This is a genomic window from Roseococcus sp., assembly GCF_965227005.1.
GTDB lineage: Bacteria > Pseudomonadota > Alphaproteobacteria > Acetobacterales > Acetobacteraceae > Roseococcus.
Genome location: NZ_CBDDFJ010000018.1, coordinates 64,784 through 85,997 on the forward strand (window position 1 = coordinate 64,784; position 21,214 = coordinate 85,997).

General features: G+C 70.0%; 20 protein-coding genes and 1 riboswitch. Of the genes, 7 read left to right on the plus strand and 13 right to left on the minus strand.

Translation table 11 applies throughout. The features are described from left to right. Positions 1–6: 6 nt before the first annotated feature. The 5 genes from ACO057_RS08905 to ACO057_RS08925 all read right to left on the minus strand — a co-directional run bounded on the left by ACO057_RS08905 (position 7) and on the right by ACO057_RS08925 (position 5,116). A complete protein-coding gene (locus tag ACO057_RS08905) occupies positions 7–1,806 on the minus strand; it encodes a chloride channel protein (RefSeq protein ID WP_421990756.1) in 1,800 nt (599 codons plus the stop codon). 81 nt (positions 1,807–1,887) lie between these two features. Next, a complete protein-coding gene (locus ACO057_RS08910; protein ID WP_421990758.1) occupies positions 1,888–2,808 on the minus strand; it encodes a homoserine O-succinyltransferase in 921 nt (306 codons plus the stop codon). A gap of 43 nt (positions 2,809–2,851) precedes the next feature. After that, positions 2,852–2,958, minus strand: a riboswitch (SAM-I-IV-variant riboswitch). A gap of 40 nt (positions 2,959–2,998) precedes the next feature. Beyond that, entirely contained in the window at positions 2,999–3,997 is a 999-nt protein-coding gene (locus ACO057_RS08915) for a glycosyltransferase family 4 protein (RefSeq protein ID WP_421990760.1), read from the minus strand. Further along, a complete protein-coding gene (locus ACO057_RS08920; protein WP_421990762.1) occupies positions 3,997–4,767 on the minus strand; it encodes a UDP-2,3-diacylglucosamine diphosphatase in 771 nt (256 codons plus the stop codon). Before ACO057_RS08920 ends, ACO057_RS08915 begins: the two co-directional genes overlap by 1 nt. Before the next feature lie 220 nt (positions 4,768–4,987). Continuing rightward, complete coding sequence (locus tag ACO057_RS08925; RefSeq protein WP_421990764.1) at positions 4,988–5,116, minus strand: hypothetical protein; 129 nt, start codon at positions 5,114–5,116, stop codon at positions 4,988–4,990. A 115-nt stretch (positions 5,117–5,231) separates the two neighbouring features. Here ACO057_RS08925 and ACO057_RS08930 point away from each other — a divergent pair, with 115 nt between their 5' ends. The 4 genes from ACO057_RS08930 (at position 5,232) to ACO057_RS08945 (ending at position 8,444) form a co-directional block, all read left to right on the plus strand. Further along, entirely contained in the window at positions 5,232–5,600 is a 369-nt protein-coding gene (locus ACO057_RS08930; RefSeq protein WP_421990766.1) for a PepSY domain-containing protein, read from the plus strand. Beyond that, positions 5,601–6,293, plus strand: coding sequence for a response regulator transcription factor (locus ACO057_RS08935; RefSeq protein WP_421990768.1), 693 nt, complete (start codon positions 5,601–5,603; stop codon positions 6,291–6,293). It abuts the gene before it with no gap. Between the two features lie 10 nt (positions 6,294–6,303). Next, on the plus strand, positions 6,304–7,701 hold the full coding sequence (locus ACO057_RS08940; protein ID WP_421990770.1) for an ATP-binding protein: 1,398 nt from the start codon (positions 6,304–6,306) through the stop codon (positions 7,699–7,701). Positions 7,702–7,769: 68 nt separating this feature from the next. Further along, positions 7,770–8,444, plus strand: coding sequence for an RraA family protein (locus ACO057_RS08945; RefSeq protein WP_421990772.1), 675 nt, complete (start codon positions 7,770–7,772; stop codon positions 8,442–8,444). Positions 8,445–8,481: 37 nt separating this feature from the next. Here ACO057_RS08945 and ACO057_RS08950 read toward each other — a convergent pair whose 3' ends face one another. From ACO057_RS08950 to groES, 5 genes are all read right to left on the minus strand, one after another. Beyond that, the gene (locus ACO057_RS08950) at positions 8,482–8,988 is read right to left on the minus strand and encodes an RES family NAD+ phosphorylase (protein WP_421990774.1); all 507 of its coding nucleotides are present in this window, start codon (positions 8,986–8,988) and stop codon (positions 8,482–8,484) included. Then, complete coding sequence (locus ACO057_RS08955; RefSeq protein WP_421990776.1) at positions 8,985–9,380, minus strand: antitoxin Xre/MbcA/ParS toxin-binding domain-containing protein; 396 nt, start codon at positions 9,378–9,380, stop codon at positions 8,985–8,987. The genes ACO057_RS08950 and ACO057_RS08955 overlap by 4 nt, the downstream gene beginning before the upstream one ends. Before the next feature lie 149 nt (positions 9,381–9,529). After that, on the minus strand, positions 9,530–9,730 hold the full coding sequence (locus ACO057_RS08960; protein ID WP_421991164.1) for a cold-shock protein: 201 nt from the start codon (positions 9,728–9,730) through the stop codon (positions 9,530–9,532). A gap of 271 nt (positions 9,731–10,001) precedes the next feature. Continuing rightward, a complete protein-coding gene (gene groL, locus ACO057_RS08965) occupies positions 10,002–11,645 on the minus strand; it encodes a chaperonin GroEL (RefSeq protein WP_421990778.1) in 1,644 nt (547 codons plus the stop codon). A gap of 49 nt (positions 11,646–11,694) precedes the next feature. Continuing rightward, positions 11,695–11,982: a co-chaperone GroES gene (groES, locus tag ACO057_RS08970; RefSeq protein ID WP_421990780.1), complete on the minus strand. Its 288-nt coding sequence runs from the start codon at positions 11,980–11,982 to the stop codon at positions 11,695–11,697. Between the two features lie 254 nt (positions 11,983–12,236). Here groES and ACO057_RS08975 point away from each other — a divergent pair, with 254 nt between their 5' ends. Then, on the plus strand, positions 12,237–12,509 hold the full coding sequence (locus ACO057_RS08975; RefSeq protein WP_421990782.1) for an usg protein: 273 nt from the start codon (positions 12,237–12,239) through the stop codon (positions 12,507–12,509). Between the two features lie 42 nt (positions 12,510–12,551). Here ACO057_RS08975 and ACO057_RS08980 read toward each other — a convergent pair whose 3' ends face one another. From ACO057_RS08980 to ACO057_RS08990, 3 genes are read right to left on the minus strand one after another with little or no spacing between them, the layout of a single operon-like run. After that, positions 12,552–13,526: a Bug family tripartite tricarboxylate transporter substrate binding protein gene (locus ACO057_RS08980; RefSeq protein ID WP_421990784.1), complete on the minus strand. Its 975-nt coding sequence runs from the start codon at positions 13,524–13,526 to the stop codon at positions 12,552–12,554. 51 nt (positions 13,527–13,577) lie between these two features. Beyond that, positions 13,578–14,264 (minus strand): TVP38/TMEM64 family protein, encoded by a 687-nt coding sequence (locus tag ACO057_RS08985; protein ID WP_421990786.1) that lies wholly within the window; start codon positions 14,262–14,264, stop codon positions 13,578–13,580. Between the two features lie 10 nt (positions 14,265–14,274). Next, the gene (locus ACO057_RS08990; protein WP_421990788.1) at positions 14,275–15,000 is read right to left on the minus strand and encodes a glycosyltransferase family 2 protein; all 726 of its coding nucleotides are present in this window, start codon (positions 14,998–15,000) and stop codon (positions 14,275–14,277) included. Between the two features lie 198 nt (positions 15,001–15,198). Here ACO057_RS08990 and ACO057_RS08995 point away from each other — a divergent pair, with 198 nt between their 5' ends. Further along, complete coding sequence (locus tag ACO057_RS08995) at positions 15,199–16,233, plus strand: COX15/CtaA family protein (protein WP_421990790.1); 1,035 nt, start codon at positions 15,199–15,201, stop codon at positions 16,231–16,233. Then, complete coding sequence (locus ACO057_RS09000; RefSeq protein WP_421990792.1) at positions 16,230–21,149, plus strand: PAS-domain containing protein; 4,920 nt, start codon at positions 16,230–16,232, stop codon at positions 21,147–21,149. The genes ACO057_RS08995 and ACO057_RS09000 overlap by 4 nt, the downstream gene beginning before the upstream one ends. The last annotated feature ends 65 nt before the right edge of the window (positions 21,150–21,214 follow it).

The window sequence follows — 21,214 nt, forward strand, 5'->3', positions numbered from 1 at the left end:
TCTGCTCTAACTCAGCCCGACCTCTTCCTGGCGCCGCTTGTCGATCTCCTCGCCGTAGCGGCGCAGCACGTGGCTCGCGGTCAGCGAGCCGATGACCTTGCGGCTCTCCGCGCCGTCCAGCACCGCCAGCGCCTCGACCTCCACGCTGTCGAAGACCGCCATGGCCTCCTTCGCGTTCATCGCCGGCAGCAGCGCCACGTCCTTCAGCTTGAGCAGCGGGACGATCGTCTCGGCGGTCGTCTCGGGCGCATGGGCCTCGATGACCAGCACCACGCCGGCGTAGCGCCCGGCCTCGTCCAGCGCGATCACGCGCTCGGTCGAGCCCAGCGGGAAATCGCGCCGGAAGGAGGCCAGCTTGGTGTCGAAGCGCACCGTCCGCACGTCGCGCCGCATCAGCTTGCCGACGGTCAGGTCGCGCAGCCATCCCACGTCGTGGGCGGAGCGGATGGTCTCGCCGCGCAGGTGGAAGCGCCAGGTGGCGAAGGAGTAGCCGAAGGTCCGGCGCACCACGAGGCCGGAAACCGCTACCGCCGTCAGCACCGCGCCGGCCACCGCGAAATTGCCGGTGCTCTCGAGCGCGAGGAAGGTCATGGCCAGGGGCGCGCCGATCACCGCCGTGCCGAAGGCGCTCATGCCCACGACGGCGAGGAAGAGCGGATCGACCGCATGCAGCCCGATCTCGGGCGGCAGCGCGGCGAAGATCTTGCCCAGCAGCGCACCCATCAGCAGCGAGGCGAAGAACAACCCGCCGCGGAAGCCGGCGCCCAGCGAGAGCGCCGAGGCCGCCGCCTTCACCACCAGCAGCAGCAGCGCGGCCCTGAGCGGCCCTTCCGTGCTGAAGGCGTAGTGCAACGCCCCGTGCCCCGCCGAGAGCGCACCCGGGGAAAGCAGCGCCAGCACCCCCACGCCGAGCCCGCCGACGGCCGGCCGCAGGGGCGCCCATGGCACGCCGGTCTTGAAGGCGTTCTCGATCATGGTGACGCCGCGCATCAGCGCGATCGCCGCCAGGGCGCAGAGCACGCCGAGCGCCAGGGCCAGCAGGTAGCCGTCCCAGGCGGGCGAGGGCACGCCGCCGGGCTGCACGAGATAGGTCTGTCCGCTCAGCAGCCGCGTCGTCAGGATGGCCGCGACGGCCGAGGCCACCACGGGCGCCAGCGAGGCGATGGCATAGGTGCCGATCACCAGCTCGAAGGCGTAGAAGGCCCCGGTCAGCGGGGCGTCGAAGGCCGCCGCGATGGCGCCCGCCGCGCCGCAGCCCACCAGCACGCGCAGGTCGCCGCGCCGCAGCCCCAGCTTGCGCCCCAGCCGCGAGGCGACGCCGCCGCCGACCTGGGTATAGCCCGCCTCCAGCCCGACCGAGGCGCCGAAGCCGTTGGAGATGATGTTCTGCACGGCCACCACCGCGCCGTCCCAGAGCGACATGCGTCCGCCGAACAGCGCATTCGCCTCGATGGGATCCACCGGCTGGCGCGGCCGCCAGCGCGCGATCCCCATGTTCACGACGCCGAGCAGGAGGCCGCCCAGGGCCGGGATCAGCAGGAGCTGGAGCGGGTCCACGCCGCGGGCGAGGCTTACCCCATGCGCCACGCCCTGGCCGAAAAGCAGCAGGTGCAGGCCTCGCGCCGCGGCGCTCATGGCGGTGGCGAGCAGCCCCGCCGCGATGCCGGTGATCACCGCGAGGAAGACCAGCCCCAGCTCGCCGCCGCGGATCCAGGCGCGAAACGCGGCAACCCGGCCGATGGGCGCCGTCGACGCCTCGGAGAGGGGGGTGGGCTCGGGCGGCGGGGAAGAATCGGGTGGCGTCACGGGCGGGATGACCAGGGAGTATCCGCAGCTTAGAACCTGCGATGGGGCAAATCTGCGGCAAGCATCGGCAGGGCCGCGGCTTCAATTCCGTCCGATATCCGCCAGGTCGAAGGGGGTGGACTGGTAGAGCTGGTTGATCCAGTTGCCGAAGAGCAGATGCGCATGGCTGCGCCAGCGATTGCCGGGCGGGCGCGTGGGGTCGTCGCCGGGAAAGTAGTCGAGCGGCATGGCGATCGTCTTTCCCGCGGCGACGTCGCGGAAATACTCCTCGGCCAGCGAGCTGGAATCATATTCGATGTGGTTGAACATGTGCAGCGCGCGATGCGCCGGGTCCTCCAGCAGGCAGAGCCCCGCCTCCTCGGATTCCATCAGCACGCGCAGGCCGCTCGCGGGCGGGATGTCCTCGCGGCGGACCTCCGTCCAGCGCGAGACGGGGATGGCGAAATCATCGGAGAACCCGCGCAGATAGGGCGAGGCGGGCGCGAGATTGAGGTGCCGGTGCACGCCGAAGGCCTTCTCCGCCAAAGCGTGCTTGGGCATGCCGTGGAAGTGGTGCACCGCCGCCTGCGCGCCCCAGCAGATGTTGAAGAGCCCGTGCACATGGGTCTGCGTCCAGTCGAAGATCCGGCGCAGCTCGTCCCAATAGGTCACCTGCTCGAAGGCCATGGTCTCGACGGGCGCGCCGGTGACGATGAAGCCGTCGAAGCGCTCGGCGCGGACGTCCTCCCAGTCGCGGTAGAAGGACAGGATGTGCTCGCCCGAGGTGTTGCGCGCGACGTGGTTGGTCATCTTCACCAGCGTGAGCTGGACCTGCAGCGGGGTTGCGCCCAGCAGCCGCGCGAACTGCGTCTCGGTGCGCACCTTGTCGGGCATGAGGTTGAGCAGGCCGATCCGCATCGGGCGAATGTCCTGGCGCAGGGCATCGGTGTCGCGCATGACCATGACGCCCTCGGCCTCCAGCGTGGCGCGGGCGGGCAGGTCGTCGGGAATCCTGATCGGCAAGGGCGTCCTCCGTATCGTCGGAGCGGAACGGACGCTGTGTGGCTTTGACCCGTTTGGTTGCCGGTCCGGCCACATCCTCCCTTGCGGGAGCGCCACCTTGCCCGGGAGGCAGGTTGGCGTCGGGCGTCCGCCCAACTCCTGATGTGCCGGCATGCCTAATCGGCGCGCCGCGGATTGGCAACAGGGCCGCTCAGCCCTGTAACGTCACGAGCTGTTCGCGGAAGCTCGCCGCGCAGGCCGGCCAGGAGAAGCGCTCGGCCTGGCGGCGGGCCTGGGCGCGCGGCACGTCCAGCGCGGCCAGGCAGGCCCGCTGCAGGTTCTCGTCCAGCACGCCGCCGGGGCCCACCACGTCGCGCGGGCCCATCACGGGAAAGGCGGCGACCGGCGTGCCGCAGGCCATGGCCTCGAGCAGCACCAGGCCGAAGGTGTCGGTGCGCGAGGGGAAGGCCATCACATCGGCGCCGCGATAGGCCTGGGCGAGGTCCTCGCCATGCCGCCACCCGGCGAAATGGACCGCCGGATAGCGCGCCTGCAGGGCCGCGCGCTGCGGCCCGTCCCCCACGACGACCTTCGTCCCCGGCAGGTCCAGCTCCAGGAAGGCGGCGATGTTCTTCTCGACGGCGACGCGGCCGACATAGAGGAAGATGGGACCCGGCAGGCCGGCCCAGGCGTTGCGCGCGCCCTCGTGGAAAAGCGCCAGGTCCACGCCACGGGTCCAGGGCCGCACGTGCCGGAAGCCGTGCCGCACCAGCTCCTCCTGCAGGGTCGGCGTCGCGGCGAAGGTGCCGACGCCGGCATTGTGGAAGCGGCGCAGCAGCGCCCAGGTGATGCCCGGCGGAATGCCGGTGCGCACCGAGAGGTATTCGGCGAAGCGGGTGTGGAAGCTCGTGGTGAAGCGCCAGCCGCGCTCGTGGCAGATGGCGCGCATGGCCAGGCCCAGCGGCCCCTCGGTCGCGATGTGCAGCGCGTCGGGGCGGGCCGCGTCCAGCATCCTGCGCAGCGTCGCCCGCGGCCGGAAGGCGAGGCGGATGTCGCGATAGCCGGGCAGGGCGAAGTTGCGGAACCGATCGGGCCCGATCACCTGGACCTCGTCGCCGCGGGCCGCGAGCTCGCTCGCGACGCGCTCCAGCGTGCGCACCACGCCGTTCACCTGCGGCTGCCAGGCATCGGAGACGATGGTGAGATGCATCAGGCCGGGACCACCTCGCGCACCTGCTGCGGCGCGCGCTGCCGCGCGGCCCAGTCGAGCAGTTCGAAGCGGCCGTCCTCATGCTCGACGAGGGCCGTGCAGCTCTCCACCCAGTCGCCGTCGTTCATGTACATGACGCCGTTCACGACGCGCATCTCGGCATGGTGGATGTGGCCGCAGATCACGCCGTCCAGCCCGCGGCGCCGCGCCTCGCCGGCCAGCGCTTCCTCGAAGCGGTCGATGGCCTTCACGGCCTCCTTCACCTGGCGCTTCAGCCATTGCGACAGCGACCAGTAGGGATAGCCGAATTTCCGCCGCGCCAGGTTGAACCAGCGGTTCAGCACCAGCGCCGTGTCGTAGGCCCAGTCGCCGAGATAGGCGAGGAACTTGGCGTAGCGGATGACGCCGTCGAACTCGTCGCCGTGGATGACCAGGAAGCGGCGGCCGTCGGCGCCGTGATGCACCGCCTCGCGCATCAGCTTCACGCCGGCGACCTCGAGGCCGAGCCACTCGCGGAACATCTCGTCGTGGTTGCCGGGGATGTAGGTGACCTTGGTGCCGGCCTGGGCGAGGTCGAGCACGCTGCGGATCACCTGATCGAACTCGTCGTGCCAATACCAGGATTTGCGCAGGCGCCAGCCGTCGATCACGTCGCCGACCAGATAGAGCTGCTCGCATTCGACCTGGGCCAGGAAGTCGAGCAGCATGTCCGCGCGTGCGCCGCGCGTGCCCAGATGCATGTCGGAGATGAAGATGCTGCGGACGCGCATCGCGCCGTTGTCTCGAGGGTCATCCTGGAAGAGGCCACATGGTGCCATCGCGCCAGCTCCGTCTGTGAATGACGCTGGCAATGCGGGCGATGCCCCGGGTTTGCACGTGAATCTTCGATGACCTCCGCGCGGGATGCATGTCTCCGGGCGGCCTTGAAATATTCGCCGGACCGTCGCTGTCCGGGTGTTAAACTTGGCGTGGGATTCGCCAGTCGGCTCGCTAGACGGCCCGACGGAAGCGCGGCATCGCGCTCTTGGGCGAGGACAGCGCCAGCAGGCCGGGCACGACCCCCAGCGCCACCATCAGCGCCGCCAGAAAGAGCATCTGTCCATCGATCGCACCAAACATTCCAAACCTCCTATCGCCGATCTCGGCGTGGGATGTTTATGAAGAGGTTGACCTGAACCAGCTGTGACCTTGTCGTTCATCTTGAGTTTAGGGGAGGCGGCCTATGGCGATGGACATGAAGCGACGCGACCTGCTCGAAAAGAGCCTCCTCCTCTCCGCTCTCGGGCTGGTGCTGACCGGCGAGACGATGGGCTCCGCCCGGGCGGATGACGACGATGATGACGACCGGGAGTCGAACCGTCGCCGGGCCGCGCGCCTCGCCCGCGAATCGGGCCAGATCATGGGACTCGCCGAGCTCATGGGGCAGGTGGAGCGGCGCTATATCGGCCGCATCGTGAAGGTCGAACTCGACCGCGAGGACGGCCGCTGGGTCTATGAGTTCCGCATCCTGCCGCCCGATGGGCGGATGTTCGAAGTGGAGCTCTTCGCCGAGAACGGGCAGCTTCGCCGCACCAAGGGACGCGTCCAGGAAAGGGCGAACTGAATGCGTGCGCTCCTCGTCGAGGACAATATTGCGCTTGCCACCAAGATCCGCGCCGCCTTGCTGGAGGCGCGCTTCGTGGTGGACCAGGCGAGCGATGGCGAGGAGGCGCTCTTCCTGGGCGAGAACGAGCCCTATGACGTGGTCGTGCTCGACCTCGGCCTGCCGCGCCTCGACGGGCTGAGCGTGCTGCGCCGCTGGCGCGCCGCCGGGCGATCCATGCCCGTCCTCGTGCTTACCGCGCGCGGCGCCTGGACCGAGAAGGTGGAGGGGCTGAACGCCGGCGCCGACGACTACATGGCCAAGCCCTTCGCGACCGGCGAACTGGTGGCGCGGATGCAGGCGCTGATCCGCCGCGCGCGCGGCGTCACTCGCCCGGAGATCAGCCTCGGCCAGGGCGGCGAGGTGACGCTCGACACCGTGGCCGCGACGGTCAGCCTCAACGGGACCTCGGTGCGCCTGACCGGGCTGGAATTCCGCCTCCTGACCTATATGGCGCAGTGCGGCGCGCGGCCCATCTCGAAGACGGAACTGACCGAGCATCTCTACGACCAGGATTTCGACCGGGATTCCAACACCATCGAGGTCGTGATCGGGCGCATCCGCCGCAAGCTGGGCAGCGGGATCATCGAGACCGAGCGCGGACTGGGCTATCGCATCGCGCTGCCCGCGGGGAAGGCCAGCCCGGCCCCATGAACCAACCCCCATGAACCAACCCTTGCGCTCGCTCACGCTGCGCCTTGCGCTGATTTCGGCGATCTGGGTGGGCGGGGGGCTCTCGCTGGCGGGATGGCTGGCCTTCGCCGTGCTGACGCGCCAGGTGGAGGCGGCCTTCGACAGCCGGCTCGCGGCGCAGCTCGACGCCCTGGTGGCGGGGCTCTCCATCGGCACCGACGGGCGGCCGCGCGTCGCGTCGCGCGCCCTGTCCGATCCGGAATTCCAGCGCCCGCTCTCGGGCCATTACTGGCAGGTGACCTCGGCCGACGGGCGGATGGTCGCCTCGCCCTCGCTCTGGGACGCCCGGCTGCCGCCCTCGCCGGCGGCCCCGCCGGGCCGGGCGCAGGCCTATTCCGCGCCGGGCCCGCGTGACGAGGCGATGCGGGTGCTGGCGCGCCTGGTCACGACGAGCGAGGAGACGCGCTCCTCCCTGGCCGGCGCGGGGCCGATACTGGTGCAGGTCGCCGCCTCGACCGCCGAGGCGCGGGACGACATCGCCAACACGCGCACGCTGCTGACGACCGTCTTCACCGTCCTCGGCTTTGGCCTGGTGGCCGGCGCGACGGGGCAGGTGCTCTGGGCGCTCATGCCGCTGCGCCGCGTGCGCCGCGCCCTGGCCGAGGTGCGCGACGGCTCGCGCGAGACCTTGCAGCCCCTGCAGGCGCCCTCCGAGGTCGCGCCGCTGGTGGTGGAGATCGACGAGCTGGTGGCGCAGAACCGCGCGACCGTCGAGCGCGCGCGCACCCATGTCGGCAACCTCGCCCATGCGCTGAAGACGCCCATCGCCGTGCTGCGCGTCTCGCTGCAGGAGGCCGAGCCGGACATCGAGGGCGCGTTGCAGGAGGCCTCCGCGATGGAGCGGCTGGTGGACCACCACCTCGCCCGCGCCCGCGTCGGCGCGCTGGCGGGATCGGCGGCGGTGGACACGCCCGTCCTGGCGGTGGCGGAGGAGATCGCGAACGCCATGTCGCGCCTTCCCGCCGCGGCCGAGCTCGACATCGAGGCGGTGGGGGACGCGGTGGCCATGGCCCGGGTGGACCGGCAGGACCTGGCCGAGATGATCGGCAATCTCACCGAGAACGCCTGCAAATGGGCGCGCTCGCGCGTGCGGATCGCCGTGACGGCGGGGCGCGAGGCGGAAAATCGGCCCATCGTCACCATCGCCGTTGAGGATGACGGGGTGGGAATGCCCGCCGACCAGCGCGAGGCCGCGATCAATCGTGGCACCAAGCTGGACGAGGCGGTGCAGGGCTCAGGCCTGGGCCTGTCCATCGTCGCGGATCTGGCCGAGCTGGTGGGCGGGCGGCTGTCGCTCGGCGTCAGCGCGATGGGCGGGCTCGCCGCGCGGCTGGAACTGCCGGCGCGCGGGCGGGGAAAGGTGGTTTAGCGCAGGCCGGGTCTTCCGGATTTGGCCCGCCCGTGGTGGCATGCGGCTGATTTCTGGAGGGATTTCCCATGACTGTCGGCTTTCGCATCCGCCCAATCACCACGCGCGTCGACCCCGCGCTCGTCGCCCGTGCCGCCAAGCTGCCCGTCGCCAATATCGGCGATGTGATGAACCGGCTGCAGGCGCTGTCGGGCACCTTCCATTCCTTCGGCGGCAAGAAGCGGCTCTGCGGCCCGGCCTTCACCGTGAAGGCGCGCTCGGGCGACAACCTGATGCTGCATCACGCGGTGGATGCGGCCCTGCCGGGCGACATCATCGTGGCCGACGGCAATGGCGACCTGACGGTCGGGCTGATGGGCGACCTGATGCTGGGTCATGCGACGAAGCGGCGGATCGGCGGCGTGATCGTGGACGGCGCCGTGCGCGACATCCCGCAGCTCGCGAAGATGGACCTCGGCGTCTGGGCGCGCGGGCACACGCCGGCGGGGCCCTTCAAGGATGGCCCGGGCGAGATCGGCTATGCGGTCTCCTGCGGCGGCCAGGTGGTGATGCCGGGCGACCTCATCTGCTGCGACGAGGACGGCGTGGTGGTGGTGCCGATGGCCGATGCGGAGCGGGTGATCGCGGATGCGGAGAAGCATCAGGCCAAGGAGATCCAGGCCGAGAAGGAGATCCAGGCCGGGACCTGGCCGCGCGAATGGGTGCTCGCGAGCCTGAAGGACAAGGGCTGCGAGGGCGCGTAACCCGCCCTTGCGTTGAGGGGGCGGCGCCCCTCTCAGCTCAGCTTTTCCAGGACAGATCGTTCCGGGGCAGCCGCCCCGAGGGGTCGTGCACCGTCACCTTGCGCGGCGGTTGCGGCCCCCATCGCCACAGCACCAGATTCGCCATCCCCGGCCGCGCATGATTCGCGAAGGACGGCACCAGGATGCCCGAGACCCCCTCCGCGATCAGCCGCTGCGCGATCGCCCATGAGGCCGGCTTGCGCCCCTCGGCGCGGTCCAGCGCCCAGGGGCAGCCCATCGCCGCCAGATCCGCCCCGGATGCGTCGCGCAGGTCGGTGATGCCGTCCACATCGACCTCATAGGCGCAGACCGTCAGCGGATCGAGGCGATGGGCGAAGCCGTGGCCCATCTCGATCCACATTCCCTCGATGCTCAGGGCCAGATAGAGCGCGGGCACGCCGGCGGGATTGAAGCGCCCGCCCTTGAGGGCGGCGCCCTCACCCGAGAGCGGCGCCCAGGACCATCGCGGATGATGCGCGCGCCAGGCCGTGCCCTGCCATCTCAAGCGAATCCGCCGGTGGCGATGTGGTCCAGCCAGTCGCGCAGGGCGGCGGCCTTGCCTTCCTTCACCAGCGCCTCGGCGGTGCGGTCGCCGAAGGCGGGGAGGGGCTCGGCGCGATACCAGGCCATGGCCTGCCGTTCGCCGCCCGCCCATTCGGTGACGCGGTAGAGGATCTCCATCACCTCGCGGGCGCGGGCCTGGGTCTTGGGCGCGTTGAGGCGCGAGGCGCGGTGCACGGCCTCGGGCGTGAGGCCGGCGGTCTCGGCGAATTGCGCGCCCGAGACGCCGAAGGCCTCGGCCAGGCGCGGGATCGCGACATGGCCCATGGGATCGAGGTAGCGGGAGGGCCCCGCCGCCAGGAAGGGATGCTGGGCCTCAGAGAACCCGGTGGTCATGAGCCTTGCTCCATATGACGCATGAAATGACGCATTGCTATGCGAATTCATATGGCAATATCGGAGGCCGGTCAATAAAAAAGCCCCCCGCGGAATCCGCGGGAGGCTTTTCCATAGCTTAGCAAGGGGAGGCGAACCTCCCCCGTGCCTCAGACCTTGAGGTTGACGGCGGCAGCCTTGCCGCGCTCCTCGGTGACGTCGAAGGACACCGACTGTCCGTCATTGAGGCCCTGAAGGCCCGCAGCCTGGACGGCCGTGATGTGGACGAAAACGTCCTTGCCGCCGCCAGCCGGCGTGATGAAGCCGAAGCCCTTGGTGGCGTTGAACCATTTAACGGTGCCAGTGGCCATCCGCTTTCTCCTATCGATGCGTTCGGAGAGTTCCGACGCGAAACGCCTTCCAAGGCCGGACAAACAGGTGGCGTCCAGCAGGCTTAGGAGAGCGTCTGGGTCGGCACGGCGGAGGAAGGCCCGCATAGAAGCGCAGAACGGCGGGGCGAAGTCAAACATGAATATCGGCCATAAGGCCAAATCGCGCCGAAACCCGCGGAAATCCGGGCAAAAAGAAAGGCGGCCCGCGAAGGCCGCCTTTCCCGTCGTGGTAGGCTTTGGAGACCTGGACTTAGAAGTCCATGTCGCCCATGCCGCCCATGCCGCCGCCACCGCCCTGCGGGGGCGAGGACTTGGCCGGACGCTCGGCGACCATGGCTTCCGTGGTGATCAGCAGCGAGGCGACCGAGGCCGCATCCTGCAGCGCCGTGCGAACGACCTTGGTCGGGTCGATGATGCCGGCGGCCACGAGGTCCTTGTACTCGTCGAGCTGCGCGTCGTAGCCGAACACCCACTCGTTGCTGCGGAGCACTTCGCCCGCGATCACGGCGCCGTCCTTGCCGGCGTTCTGGGCGATCTGCTTCAGCGGCGCCTGGATCGCCTTGCGGACGATCTCGATGCCGACCTGCTCGTCGCTGTTCAGGCCCTTGACGCTGCCCAGGTTGGTCGAGGCGCGCAGAAGCGCCGTGCCACCACCGGGAACAATGCCTTCCTGAACGGCGGCGCGCGTCGCGTGCAGCGCGTCGTCCACGCGATCCTTGCGCTCCTTCACTTCCACTTCGGTGCTGCCACCGACGCGGATGACGGCCACGCCACCGGCGAGCTTCGCCAGGCGCTCCTGCAGCTTCTCACGGTCGTAGTCCGAGGTGGTCTCCTCGATCTGCGCCTTGATCTGCTCGCAACGGCCCTCGATCTCGCTCTTCTCGCCAGCGCCATCGACGATCGTGGTGTTTTCCTTCTCGATGCGGATGGTCTTGGCCTTGCCAAGCATCGCAAGCGTGACGGTCTCGAGCTTGATGCCGAGGTCCTCGGAGATCAGCTGACCGCCGGTCAGGATCGCGATGTCCTCAAGCATCGCCTTGCGGCGATCGCCGAAGCCCGGAGCCTTCACGGCCGCGATCTTCAGGCCGCCACGCAGCTTGTTGACCACGAGCGTCGCCAGGGCCTCGCCCTCCACGTCCTCGGCGATGATGACGAGCGGACGGCCGCTCTGCACCACGGCCTCGAGCAGCGGCAGCATCGGCTGGAGCTGGGAGAGCTTCTTCTCGAAGATCAGGACGTAGGGCTGGTCCATCTCCGCGATCATCTTCTCCGCATTCGTGATGAAATACGGGGAGACGTAGCCACGGTCGAACTGCATGCCCTCGACGACGTCGAGCTCGGTCTGGATGGACTTGGCTTCCTCGACGGTGATGACACCCTCGTTGCCAACCTTCTCCATGGCGCGCGCGATCATCTCGCCGATCTCGGTCTCGCCATTGGCCGACAGCGTGCCGACCTGGGCAACCTCGGCGGAGGTCGTGATCTTCTTCGTCTTGGACTCGAGCTCCGCGACGACCACGGCCACGGCCTTGTCGATGCCGCGCTTGAGGTCCATCGGGTTCATGCCGGCGGCCACGGCCTTGGCGCCCTCGCGGACGATGGCCTGGGCCAGAACGGTCGCCGTCGTCGTGCCGTCGCCGGCCGTGTCGTTGGTCTTCGAGGCCACTTCGCGCACCATCTGGGCGCCCATGTTCTCGAACTTGTCGGCCAGCTCGATTTCCTTGGCGACCGTCACGCCGTCCTTCGTGATGCGCGGAGCGCCGAAGGACTTGTCGATCACCACGTTGCGGCCCTTGGGGCCCAGCGTCACCTTCACGGCGTCGGCCAGGATGTCCACGCCACGAATCATACGTTCACGCGCCGAAGCGCCGAACTTCACGTCCTTAGCAGCCATTGTGTCACCTCAATAAATGTTTTGGGAACGAAGAAGGGCGGGCGCCTGATTAGGCGACGATGCCCATCACGTCCGATTCCTTCATGATCAGCAGCTCTTCGCCGTCGATCTTGACTTCCGTGCCGGACCACTTGCCGAACAGGATGCGGTCGCCCGCCTTGACGTCGAGCGGACGGACATCGCCCTTCTCGGAAATCGTGCCGGCGCCGACGGCGAGGACTTCGCCTTCCTGCGGCTTTTCCTTGGCATTGTCGGGGATGATGATGCCGCCCGCGCTCTTCTCTTCGGCCGCGATGCGGCGGACGAGGACGCGGTCGTGCAAGGGACGGAACTTCATGGGGCTCTTTTCCTCCTGACAGATCAGGGCTGGGTCGCTCCCTCCGCCGGGTAATGGCACTCGGCGTCGGGGAGTGCCAGCGATCTAAGCGGAGCCCCGCATCGAGTCAAGGAAAGAAGCAGCACTCTCAGGTATAGAGTGCCAATCGACTGTAATAACTGGAAATTTCTGGCGCGATGCAACGCGCGCGTGTCACCCTGCCTTTATGGAAGGGCCCAGCCAGGGCGAGATCGCCACCCGAGGAGAACAGCTTCATGCTCGACGCTTTGGTGCCCATGGTTCGTCAGCCCGACTGGCGGCTGATGACCGCCGAGATCCTCTACCGCATGCCCGACCATCCGGCCGTGCTGCAGAGCTTCGTCTGGCAGAAGCATGATCTCGCGCCGCAATTCCCGGAATTGACGCGCTTCCTGGAGTTCTGGCGCCGCGAGATCGAGGGGCCGCTGCATTCGGTCCGAGTCGCCAGCGAGTCCCTCATCAAGCCGGCGGAGCTGCGCTACTCGAACGGGGTCTTCCGGCTGCACTGAGGCTTGCGGCCTGATCGGGGTCCGCTCCAGGCGCGAGCCCGGCTAGCTCACCGAGATCCCGGCCGTCTCGGCCAGGCCCTTCCACTTCGTCAGCTCCTCGGCCACGAATTGCCCGAAGCTCGGCCCGTCCTGCACCATGGGATCGGAGCCGACGCTGGTGATGCGGGCGCGCATCGCCGCTTCGCCGACCAGGGCGACGAGGGAGGCCGAGAGCATCGCCACGATCTCCGGCGGCGTGGCGGCAGGGGCGAAGACGCCCATCCATCCGGTGGCTTCGTAACCAGGTACCGCCTCGGCCAGCGCCGGCACCTCCGGCAACTGGCTGGCGCGGCGGGGGCCGCAGACGGCCAGGGGAATGGCATTCCCGTCCTGGATCATCCGCAACACGGCCGAGAGGCTGTCCACCATCAGTGGAATGCGGCCTGCGGTGAGATCCGCCTGGGCGAGCCCCCCGCCGCGATAGGGCACATGGTTCAGCCGCAGCCCCGCCTTGGCCACCAGCAGCGCGCCGGACAGATGCTGGGTGGAGCCAATATCGCCCCCGGCATAGTCGAGGACGTCGCCCGGGGCGCGGCTCCGCTCCAGGAGGTCGGAAAGGGTCCGCAATCCCGAATCGCGCGAGGCGAGGAAGACCAGCGGGAAGTCGGCGATGCGCGCCACGGGCCGCAGATCGCGCAGCGGATCATAGGTCAGCCGCGGATGGACGGCCGGCAGGATGGCGATGGGGCCGCTGCTGCCCAGCAGCAGCGTGTGGCCGTCGGCCGGGGCGCGGACCGCCGCCTCCACGCCGATGGCGCCGCCCGCGCCGGGGCGATTCTCCACGACCACGGGCACGCCCCAGGCAGGAGCGGCGCGCTCGGCGATCAGCCGCGCCAGAATGTCGGGCACGCTGCCGGCCGGCACCGGGACGAGGATGCGGACGGCGCGCTGCGGGAAGGGGGCCGCCGAAGTCGGGACTGGTAAAGCGGGGACGGCGGAGGTCGCCGCGGCGAGGAGGGTGCTGCGGCGGGAGATCATGCGGGCGGCATTACGCCACGCTTTGACGCCGGCGAAAACCGGGGATTCCGCCTAAGGCCCTTTGAAGCTGGCCTGCCCGCCCACCGCGCGGCCTGCGCGGTGCCGGCGCATGAGCCACACCCCGAGGCCAATGCTTGCCGCCAGCAGCACCCCCGAAAGGGCCAGCTGCCACACGCCGTCCACCCGCACGCCCTTGCCGAGCAGCGCGAAGATCACGGTCTGGGGCACATAGCCCAGCAGCGAGGCGCCGAGGAAGGCGGCCGCCGGGATGGCGGACATCCCCGCCAGGAGGTTCAGCGCGAGGTTGTTGCCCACCGGCAGCAGCCGCAGCGCCAGCGTCGCCCCGAAGGGATTGTCGCGCAGCAGTGCCACGATCGGCCGGAGCTGCGGGCCGAAGCGCCCGGCCAGCCGACGCTCGGCCCAGCCGCGCCCGACCGCGCCCGCCCAGAAGAAGGCCATCGCGCAACCCAGGATCTGCGCCAGGAGTGCCAGGCCCACGCCCATGACCGTCCCGAAGGCATAGCCGCCCAGGAAGGCCACCGCCTGGCGCGGCACGCCCGCGGCCAGCGCCGCCGCGCCGATGATCAGGTAGAGGCTCTCGCCCAGGATTCCCTGGTCGCGGATATAGAGGTCGACCCACTCGGTGCCCGGCGCGGCGCCGAGCAGCCGCAGCAGCAGCCCTCCGAGAGCGAGGCCGACCGCCATCAGCAGGAAGCGGCCGAGGGCGCCCCAACTCATGTGGGGGCGCTCACGACTGGTCCTCGATCTCCGCCCGCTTGCCCCGGCGCTGCAGCCAGGCCACGCCGATCAGGTCGAGCAGGCTCACCGCCAGCCGGTCCAGCGTGCCGTAGTTGGAGACGCCGCGCACGCGCGGGCGATGGTTCACCGGCTCGCTCACCACGCTCGCCCCGGCGCGCAGCGCCAGGGCCGGCAGGTAGCGGTGCATGTGGTCGAAATGGGGGAAGCCCAGGAAGAGCGCGCGGGGAAAAAGCTTCAGCCCGCAGCCGGTGTCCGGCGTCGCGTCGCGCAGCAGGCGCGAGCGGATGCCGTTGGCGATGCGCGAGGAGCGGCGCTTCACCCAGGTGTCCTTGCGATTCACCCGGTGCCCGGCGACCAGGAGGTTGCCGGTGCCGTCGCGCTCGGCGCGGGCCAGCAGCCTGGGGATATCGGCCGGGTCGTTCTGGCCGTCGCCGTCCAGCGTCGCGATCCAGGTGCCGCGCGCCGCCTTCACGCCGGTGACGATCGCGGCCGACTGGCCGCAGCTCGCGCGATGCCGCAGCCAGCGCAGCGGCGTCCCGCTGGCGGCGATCCCGGCCAGCACGCGCGGCGTGTCGTCGGTGGAGCCGTCATCCACATAGACGATCTCATGGGCCACCCCCGCGAGGGCGGCCTCGATCTCGGCGACGAGGGGGGAGATGTTGGGGGCCTCGTTCCGCACGGGAATGACGACCGAGACAAGCGGTGCGGCGGACATCGGCGCGCGTTACCAGCGTGGCGCTGGAGCTACAAGCCCGATCTATGCAACCTGAGCGCGTATTTACCCTTCTCTTCGCTAGAAGCTCGGGCTGCCAAGAAGAAGGATCGCGATTATATGGGTTCCATGCTTTCTGACGCCCGTAGCCAGTCCGGTCTTCCGCTTGCCGCCCACGGCAGGGCAACCCAACCGCGGGCCGTGGCCTATTGGCTGCTGGCGGTCGCCGCCGCGATCTGGGTCATGGTGGCGCTGGGCGGGGCCACGCGGCTGACCGGCTCGGGGCTGTCGATCATGGAATGGGCGCCCTTGCGCGGCATCCTGCCCCCGCTCTCCGAGGCCGAGTGGCGCCGCCTCTACGATCTCTACCGCACCATCCCGCAATACGAGCTGGTCAATTCCGGCTTCGGCCTCGAAGGATTCCAGCGGATCTTCTGGCTGGAATGGATTCATCGCTTCTGGGGGCGGATGCTCGGCGTCGCCTATCTGCTGCCCTTCCTGTGGTTCTGGTGGCGTGGCGCCATTCCGCGCGGGATGATGCCGCGCCTCGGCCTGCTTTTCCTGCTGGGCGGAATGCAGGGCGCGATCGGCTGGTTCATGGTGGCCTCGGGCTTCGAGGCGGACCGCACGGCGGTCTCGCCCTACCGGCTGGTCGTGCATCTGACGCTGGCGCTGCTGCTCTTCGCCGCCGTCCTCTGGACCGCGCTCGACCTGCTGCGCGGCCGCCCCGCCGCGGCGGTTCCCGCCCAAGGCAAGGTGCGCCGCCAGGTGCTGGCCGCCTTCTGGCTCGCCGCGCTGACCATGCTGGCGGGCGGCTTCGTGGCGGGCATCAAGGCCGGCTTCACCTACAACACCTTCCCGCTGATGGATGGGCGGCTGGTGCCGGCGGGCTATCTCGCGCTCGAGCCCTTCTGGCGCAACCTCACCCTCAATATCGCGGCGGTGCAGTTCAACCATCGCCTGCTGGCCACGCTGACCGGCCTCGCGATGATCGGCGCGGCCATCGCCGCCTGGCGCCGCCTGCCGGATGGCTTCGCGCGGCGCGCGGTGCTGGTCATGGCGGGGGCCGTCGCCGCCCAATACGCGCTCGGCATCGTCACGCTGCTGAACGTCGTGCCGCCGGCGCTGGGCACCGCGCATCAGGCCCTGGCGGCGGGCGTGCTCGCCGCCGGGCTCTGCGCCTGGCACGCGTTGCGCGAGCCGGCGCCCTCGTCGCCGGCTGAGCCGCGCGCATGAGCGCGAGCGAGACCGACAGTCCGGGGGCCGATGCGCTGGCCGCCCTGCCGGTCGCGCTCATGGGTTTCTCCGAGGACGGCAAGCTCGCTTTCCTCAACGCCGAGATGCGCAGGCTGCTGCGCATGGACGAGGCCGGCGTTCCGATCGGCGCCACGGAGCGCGATGTCCTGCGCCGGCTGGCCTTCCAGGGCATCCTCGGGCCCGGCGATGCGGAGCAGCGGCTGCGCGACGTGCTGGCGCTCGATCCCGCGCAGGCGCACCGCCGCCTGCTGCGCGACGCGGAAGGCCGCGGGCTGGAGCTGCGCCTGGCCCCCCTGCCAGGCGGCGGGCGCGTGCTGACCATCGCCGACCTCACCGAATATGTTCAGGCGCGCGAGGCGGCCGAGCTGCAGGCCCGCGCCACCGCCCAGGTGGTGGAGCGGCTGGGCACGGGCGTCGCGCAATACGACGCCGATCACCGGCTGGCTCTGAGCAACCCGGCCTATGCCAGGCTTATCGGCCTCGATCCGCAAGTCCTGCACGAGGGCATGACCCTGCCCGAGATCATCCGGCGCCAGCAGGAGGCCGGCGAGTTCGACACCGAGACGGCGCAGCTGCTGACCTCGCGCATGGCCGCCTATCCCAAGGGCCTCACCTGGCGGGCGGAGCGCACGCGGCCCAATGGCCGCACGCTGCGCTTCGACAACCAGGTCATGCCCGATGGCGGCTGGCTGTCCGAGATCACCGATATCAGCGAGAAGCACGCGACCGAGCAGGACGCCCGCCGCCGCATCGCGCTGCACGACACGCTGCTGCAGGCACTGCCCGTCGGCGTCGCCGTCTATGCGGCCGACCGCACCTGCACCCTGGTGAACCCGGCCTATAACCGGATCATGTCGCACAGCCCCATCCAGGTGGGCGAGAACCTGCGCGAGATCCTGACGCGCCGCGCGATGGACGGCCAGTTCGGCCCGCTCGCGGACATCGAGGCGGAGGTGCGCCGCCGCCTCACCCTCGTCGCCGCGCCCTATAGCTTCGAGCAGCGGGTGGCGGGCGTCTCGACCGCGCATCGCAGCGTGCCGCTGCCCGATGGCGGCCATGCCATGGTGGTGGCCGACGTCACCGCGCTGCAGGCCGCCCAGGCGGAGCTGCGCGAGCGCGCCGAGCTGTTCCGGACGATGATCGAGAGCACGCGCCACGGCATCGCGATGTTCGATGCCTCCAACCGCGTCATCGCCGTCAACCGCCTGGCCGCGCGGCTCTGCGGCGTGCCCATGGAGCAGTTCCGCCCCGGCATGACTCTCGAGGATCTGCGAGAGCTGCAGATCGCCCACGGGGCCCATGGCGGCCGCGAAGCGACGGCCAGCTTCCTCGCCACCCGGCGCGGGCGCGAACTGAAGGGCCCCGACCGCTATCGCCGCCGCGGCCAGGACGGCACGACGATCGAGGTCGTCACCGACGAACTCGCCGAGGGCGGTTTCGTGCGCAGCTACACCGACGTCACGGCGCAGGTCGCGGCCGAGGCGGAGGCGATGACCCGCGCCGCCACCCTGCAGACCGTGCTCGACAACATGCGCCACGGCATCGTGCTCTATGACGATGACGGCAGGCTGCTTGTCTGCAACGAACTCACCGCGCAGCTCACCGGCCTGCCGGCGGAATGCCTGACGCCCGGCGCCCATGTCGCCGAGCTGCTGCGCCAGCAGATGGTGCGCGGGGAGCTCGGCGCCACGGAGGAGGTCGATTCCTTCATGGCGAGGGTGGGCGAGGATTTCTGGCACTCTGCCGGACACTACACGCGCCGCCGTCCGGACGGCACGATCGTGGAGGTCCGCACCGATGCGGTCCCCGGCGGCGGCTGGATCCGCAGCTTCACCGACATCACCGCGCTCACCCTCGCGCAGGACGAGGCCGCCGCCCGCGCCGCGATGATGAAGGCGATGCTGGACAATATGCGCCATGGCATCGCGCTCTTCGACGAGAATCAGCGCCTGCTGGCGGCCAACGCGCTGTGCGGCGAGCTGATGGGCATCGGCGACGCGCTGCGCCCGGGGCTGTCGCATAAGCAGATGCTGGCCATCCAGGCTGCGACCGGCGAATTCGGCACGCCGGAGGAGACCGAGCGCTACGTCCGTGATTCACGGCCCGCCGACAGCACCGCGATGCGCCATCGCCGCCGGCGCCGCCCGGACGGGACCGAGCTGGAGGTGGTGACGAGCCCCGTCCCCGGCGGCGGCTTCGTCCTCACCTTGACCGACATCACCGCCCGCGTCCTCGCCGAAGGCGAGGCGGAGCGCCGCGCGGACGTGCTGGCCACCACGCTGAACGCCACGCGGCAGGGCATCACGCTCTATGATGCGAAGGGCGTCATCGTCGCCGCCAACGACATCGCGGCGCGGATGGCGGGCCTGCCCGACGGGATGTCCATGATCGGCCGGCGGCATGTCGATATCGTCGCGGGCCAGAGCGCGATCGAGGGCCCGGCGCTGGAAACGCACGAGGAGCGTCTGGCGCGCTTCCATGCGCTCGATCGCAGCCGGCGCCTGCGCTACCAGCGCCGCCGCCCCGACGGCACCGTGCTCGACGTCATCTCCGACCCCACGACCGACGGCGGCTACGTCATCGCGACCTCGGACGTGACGGAGCTGGTGCTGGCGCGCGAGCGGGCCCAGGCCCAGGCCGCCGCGCTGACCGCGACGCTCGACGCCTCGCGCCACACCATCCTCCTCTACGGTCCCGACCACCGCGTCGTCGCCACCAACCGCATCAACCTGCAGCTCACCGGCTTTGCCTCCGTCGAGGAGATGATCGGCAAGACCTATGAGGAGGTCATCCGCCACCAGGGGCGCAAGGACTTCGGCGACGATAGCGAAGGCTTCGTTCAAGAGATGCTGGCCATCGATCGCCGCCGGCCTCTGCGCTACCAGCGCCGCCTCGCGGATGGGCGCGTGCGCGACATCGCCTCCGACCCGACGCCCGACGGCGGCTTCGTGATCTCCGTCTCGGACGTGACGGAGCTGGTGGATGCGCGCGAGGAGGCGCAGCGGCGCGCCGGCATCCTGCAGGTGATGCTGGACAACAACCGCCAGGGCATCGTGCTCTACGATGCCGATCATAGGCTGGTCGCCGCCAACAAGCTGGCCGGAGAGCTGATGGGCGTGCCGGACCTGCTGGTCCCGGGCGCGAAGCAGGACGAGATCCTGATGGAGCAGCACGCGCGCGGCCTCTTTGCCGCCTCCGCCGCCGCATCGGAGGCATGGGCGCGGTATTTCATCGAGATGGACCGCAGCGTGTCGCATCGCACGCAGCGCGACCTGCCCGACGGCCGCCGTCTCGACATCGCCTCCGACCCCACGCCCGGCGGCGGCCACGTGGTCTCCCTCGCGGACGTCACGCAGCTGGTCCGCGCCGAGCAGGCGGCCGAGCACCGTGCCGGCGTGCTCAAGACCATGCTGGAGAACAACACCTCGGGCATCATGCTCTACGACGCCGACCACAGGCTCGTGTCCTTCAATCCGCTGGCCGCCTCGTTGAGCGAGATCGCCGACATCGAGGCGTGTGTCGGCCGCACGCTGGAGGAGAACCTCGCGGTCCAGGCGGAAAATGGCAGCTTCGGCCATGGCGAGGAGCGTCAGCGCAACCTCGCGCGCATGCTCGGGTTGGACCGGCGTGTCTCGCATCGCAACCAGCGACTGGCGGCCGATGGCCGCGTCCTCATCGTCAATTCCGATCCGACGCCCGATGGCGGCTTCGTGCTCTCGCTGACCGACGTCACGGCGGTCGTGCGCGCCGAGGCGGAGGCGCAGCGCCGCGCCGAGATCCTCGGCGTCATGCTGGGCAATATCCGCCACGGCATCGTGCTCTTCGACCGCAGCGGCCATGTCGTCGCCTCCAACGCCAAGCTGCACGAGATGCTGGACCTGCCGGAGAGCCTGCTGCTGTCGGGCATGCACCACACGGCGATGGTGGACATGCTGCACCAGCGCGGCGAATACGGCCTCGACGAGGGGGCGCATGCGCGCGTCGGGCGGATCCGCGAGCAGGACCGCAGCGTGTCGGTGCGCTCGGTCCGCACGCGGCCGAACGGCGCCATCATGGAGGTCGTGTCCGACCCCACGCCCGATGGCGGCTGGGTCGTCACCTATACCGACGTCACCGAGGATCGCCGTGTGCGTACGGAGCTGGAGAATGCCCGCATCCAGGCCGAGGCGGCCAGCCGGGCCAAATCGCGCTTTCTCGCCACCATGAGCCATGAGCTGCGCACGCCGCTGAACGCCGTCATCGGCTTCTCCGAGGTGCTGAACGCGCAGACCGGCCCGGCGCAGGTGGAGGAATTCGCCGCCGCGATCCAGGAGGCGGGGCGGCACCTGCTCGCCTTGATCGACGACATCCTCGACATCACCCGCGCGGAAAGCGGCAGCCTGCCCGTCGTGCAGGAGACGGTCACGCTCGGCCCCTTGCTGGAGGGCGCCTCGCGCATGATCAGCGCGGCGGCGGCGAGCGCGAAGCTTCTCCTGGCCACCGACCTCCCGCCGGCCCTCCCGCGCCTGCGCGCCGACGAGCGGCGGCTGCGCCAGGTGCTGCTGAATCTCCTGAGCAACGCCACCAAGTTCACGCCGGCGGGCGGCGAGATCGTCCTGCGCGCGCGCGTCGAGACCACCGGCCTCGTCATCGAGGTGCGCGACACGGGCATCGGTATCGAGGCCAAGGACCTGGAGCGCGTCTTCGAGCCCTTCACCCAGATCGACAGCGCCCTGGCGCGTCGCTTCCCCGGCTCGGGCCTCGGGCTGCACCTGTGCCGCGCGCTGATCGAGGCGCAGGGCGGTACGCTGGAGCTGGAGAGCAGTCCGGGTATCGGCACGACGGCGCGGCTGAGCTTCCCCCTGGAGCGGATCGTGGAGGCCGATCGGGCGATGCTGGCCGGATCTTCCGCGTGACGGCCCTTGCGTGACGGCGCCTCGCTGAACACCTATCCTGGGCCAACCCCCCTGCGTTTATCCCC

Coding starts and splice junctions, on each gene's coding strand:
- ACO057_RS08915 (WP_421990760.1), bottom strand. CDS start 3,997: ATGCATCTCACCATCGTCTCCGATGCCTGGCAGCCGCAGGTGAACGGC.
- ACO057_RS08920 (WP_421990762.1), bottom strand. CDS start 4,767: ATGCGCGTCCGCAGCATCTTCATCTCCGACATGCATCTGGGCACGCGC.
- ACO057_RS08925 (WP_421990764.1), bottom strand. CDS start 5,116: ATGTTTGGTGCGATCGATGGACAGATGCTCTTTCTGGCGGCGCTGATG.
- ACO057_RS08930 (WP_421990766.1), top strand. CDS start 5,232: ATGAAGCGACGCGACCTGCTCGAAAAGAGCCTCCTCCTCTCCGCTCTC.
- ACO057_RS08935 (WP_421990768.1), top strand. CDS start 5,601: ATGCGTGCGCTCCTCGTCGAGGACAATATTGCGCTTGCCACCAAGATC.
- ACO057_RS08940 (WP_421990770.1), top strand. CDS start 6,304: ATGAACCAACCCTTGCGCTCGCTCACGCTGCGCCTTGCGCTGATTTCG.
- ACO057_RS08945 (WP_421990772.1), top strand. CDS start 7,770: ATGACTGTCGGCTTTCGCATCCGCCCAATCACCACGCGCGTCGACCCC.
- ACO057_RS08955 (WP_421990776.1), bottom strand. CDS start 9,380: ATGACCACCGGGTTCTCTGAGGCCCAGCATCCCTTCCTGGCGGCGGGG.
- ACO057_RS08960 (WP_421991164.1), bottom strand. CDS start 9,730: ATGGCCACTGGCACCGTTAAATGGTTCAACGCCACCAAGGGCTTCGGC.
- groL (WP_421990778.1), bottom strand. CDS start 11,645: ATGGCTGCTAAGGACGTGAAGTTCGGCGCTTCGGCGCGTGAACGTATG.
- groES (WP_421990780.1), bottom strand. CDS start 11,982: ATGAAGTTCCGTCCCTTGCACGACCGCGTCCTCGTCCGCCGCATCGCG.
- ACO057_RS08975 (WP_421990782.1), top strand. CDS start 12,237: ATGCTCGACGCTTTGGTGCCCATGGTTCGTCAGCCCGACTGGCGGCTG.
- ACO057_RS08980 (WP_421990784.1), bottom strand. CDS start 13,526: ATGATCTCCCGCCGCAGCACCCTCCTCGCCGCGGCGACCTCCGCCGTC.
- ACO057_RS08985 (WP_421990786.1), bottom strand. CDS start 14,264: ATGAGTTGGGGCGCCCTCGGCCGCTTCCTGCTGATGGCGGTCGGCCTC.
- ACO057_RS08990 (WP_421990788.1), bottom strand. CDS start 15,000: ATGTCCGCCGCACCGCTTGTCTCGGTCGTCATTCCCGTGCGGAACGAG.
- ACO057_RS09000 (WP_421990792.1), top strand. CDS start 16,230: ATGAGCGCGAGCGAGACCGACAGTCCGGGGGCCGATGCGCTGGCCGCC.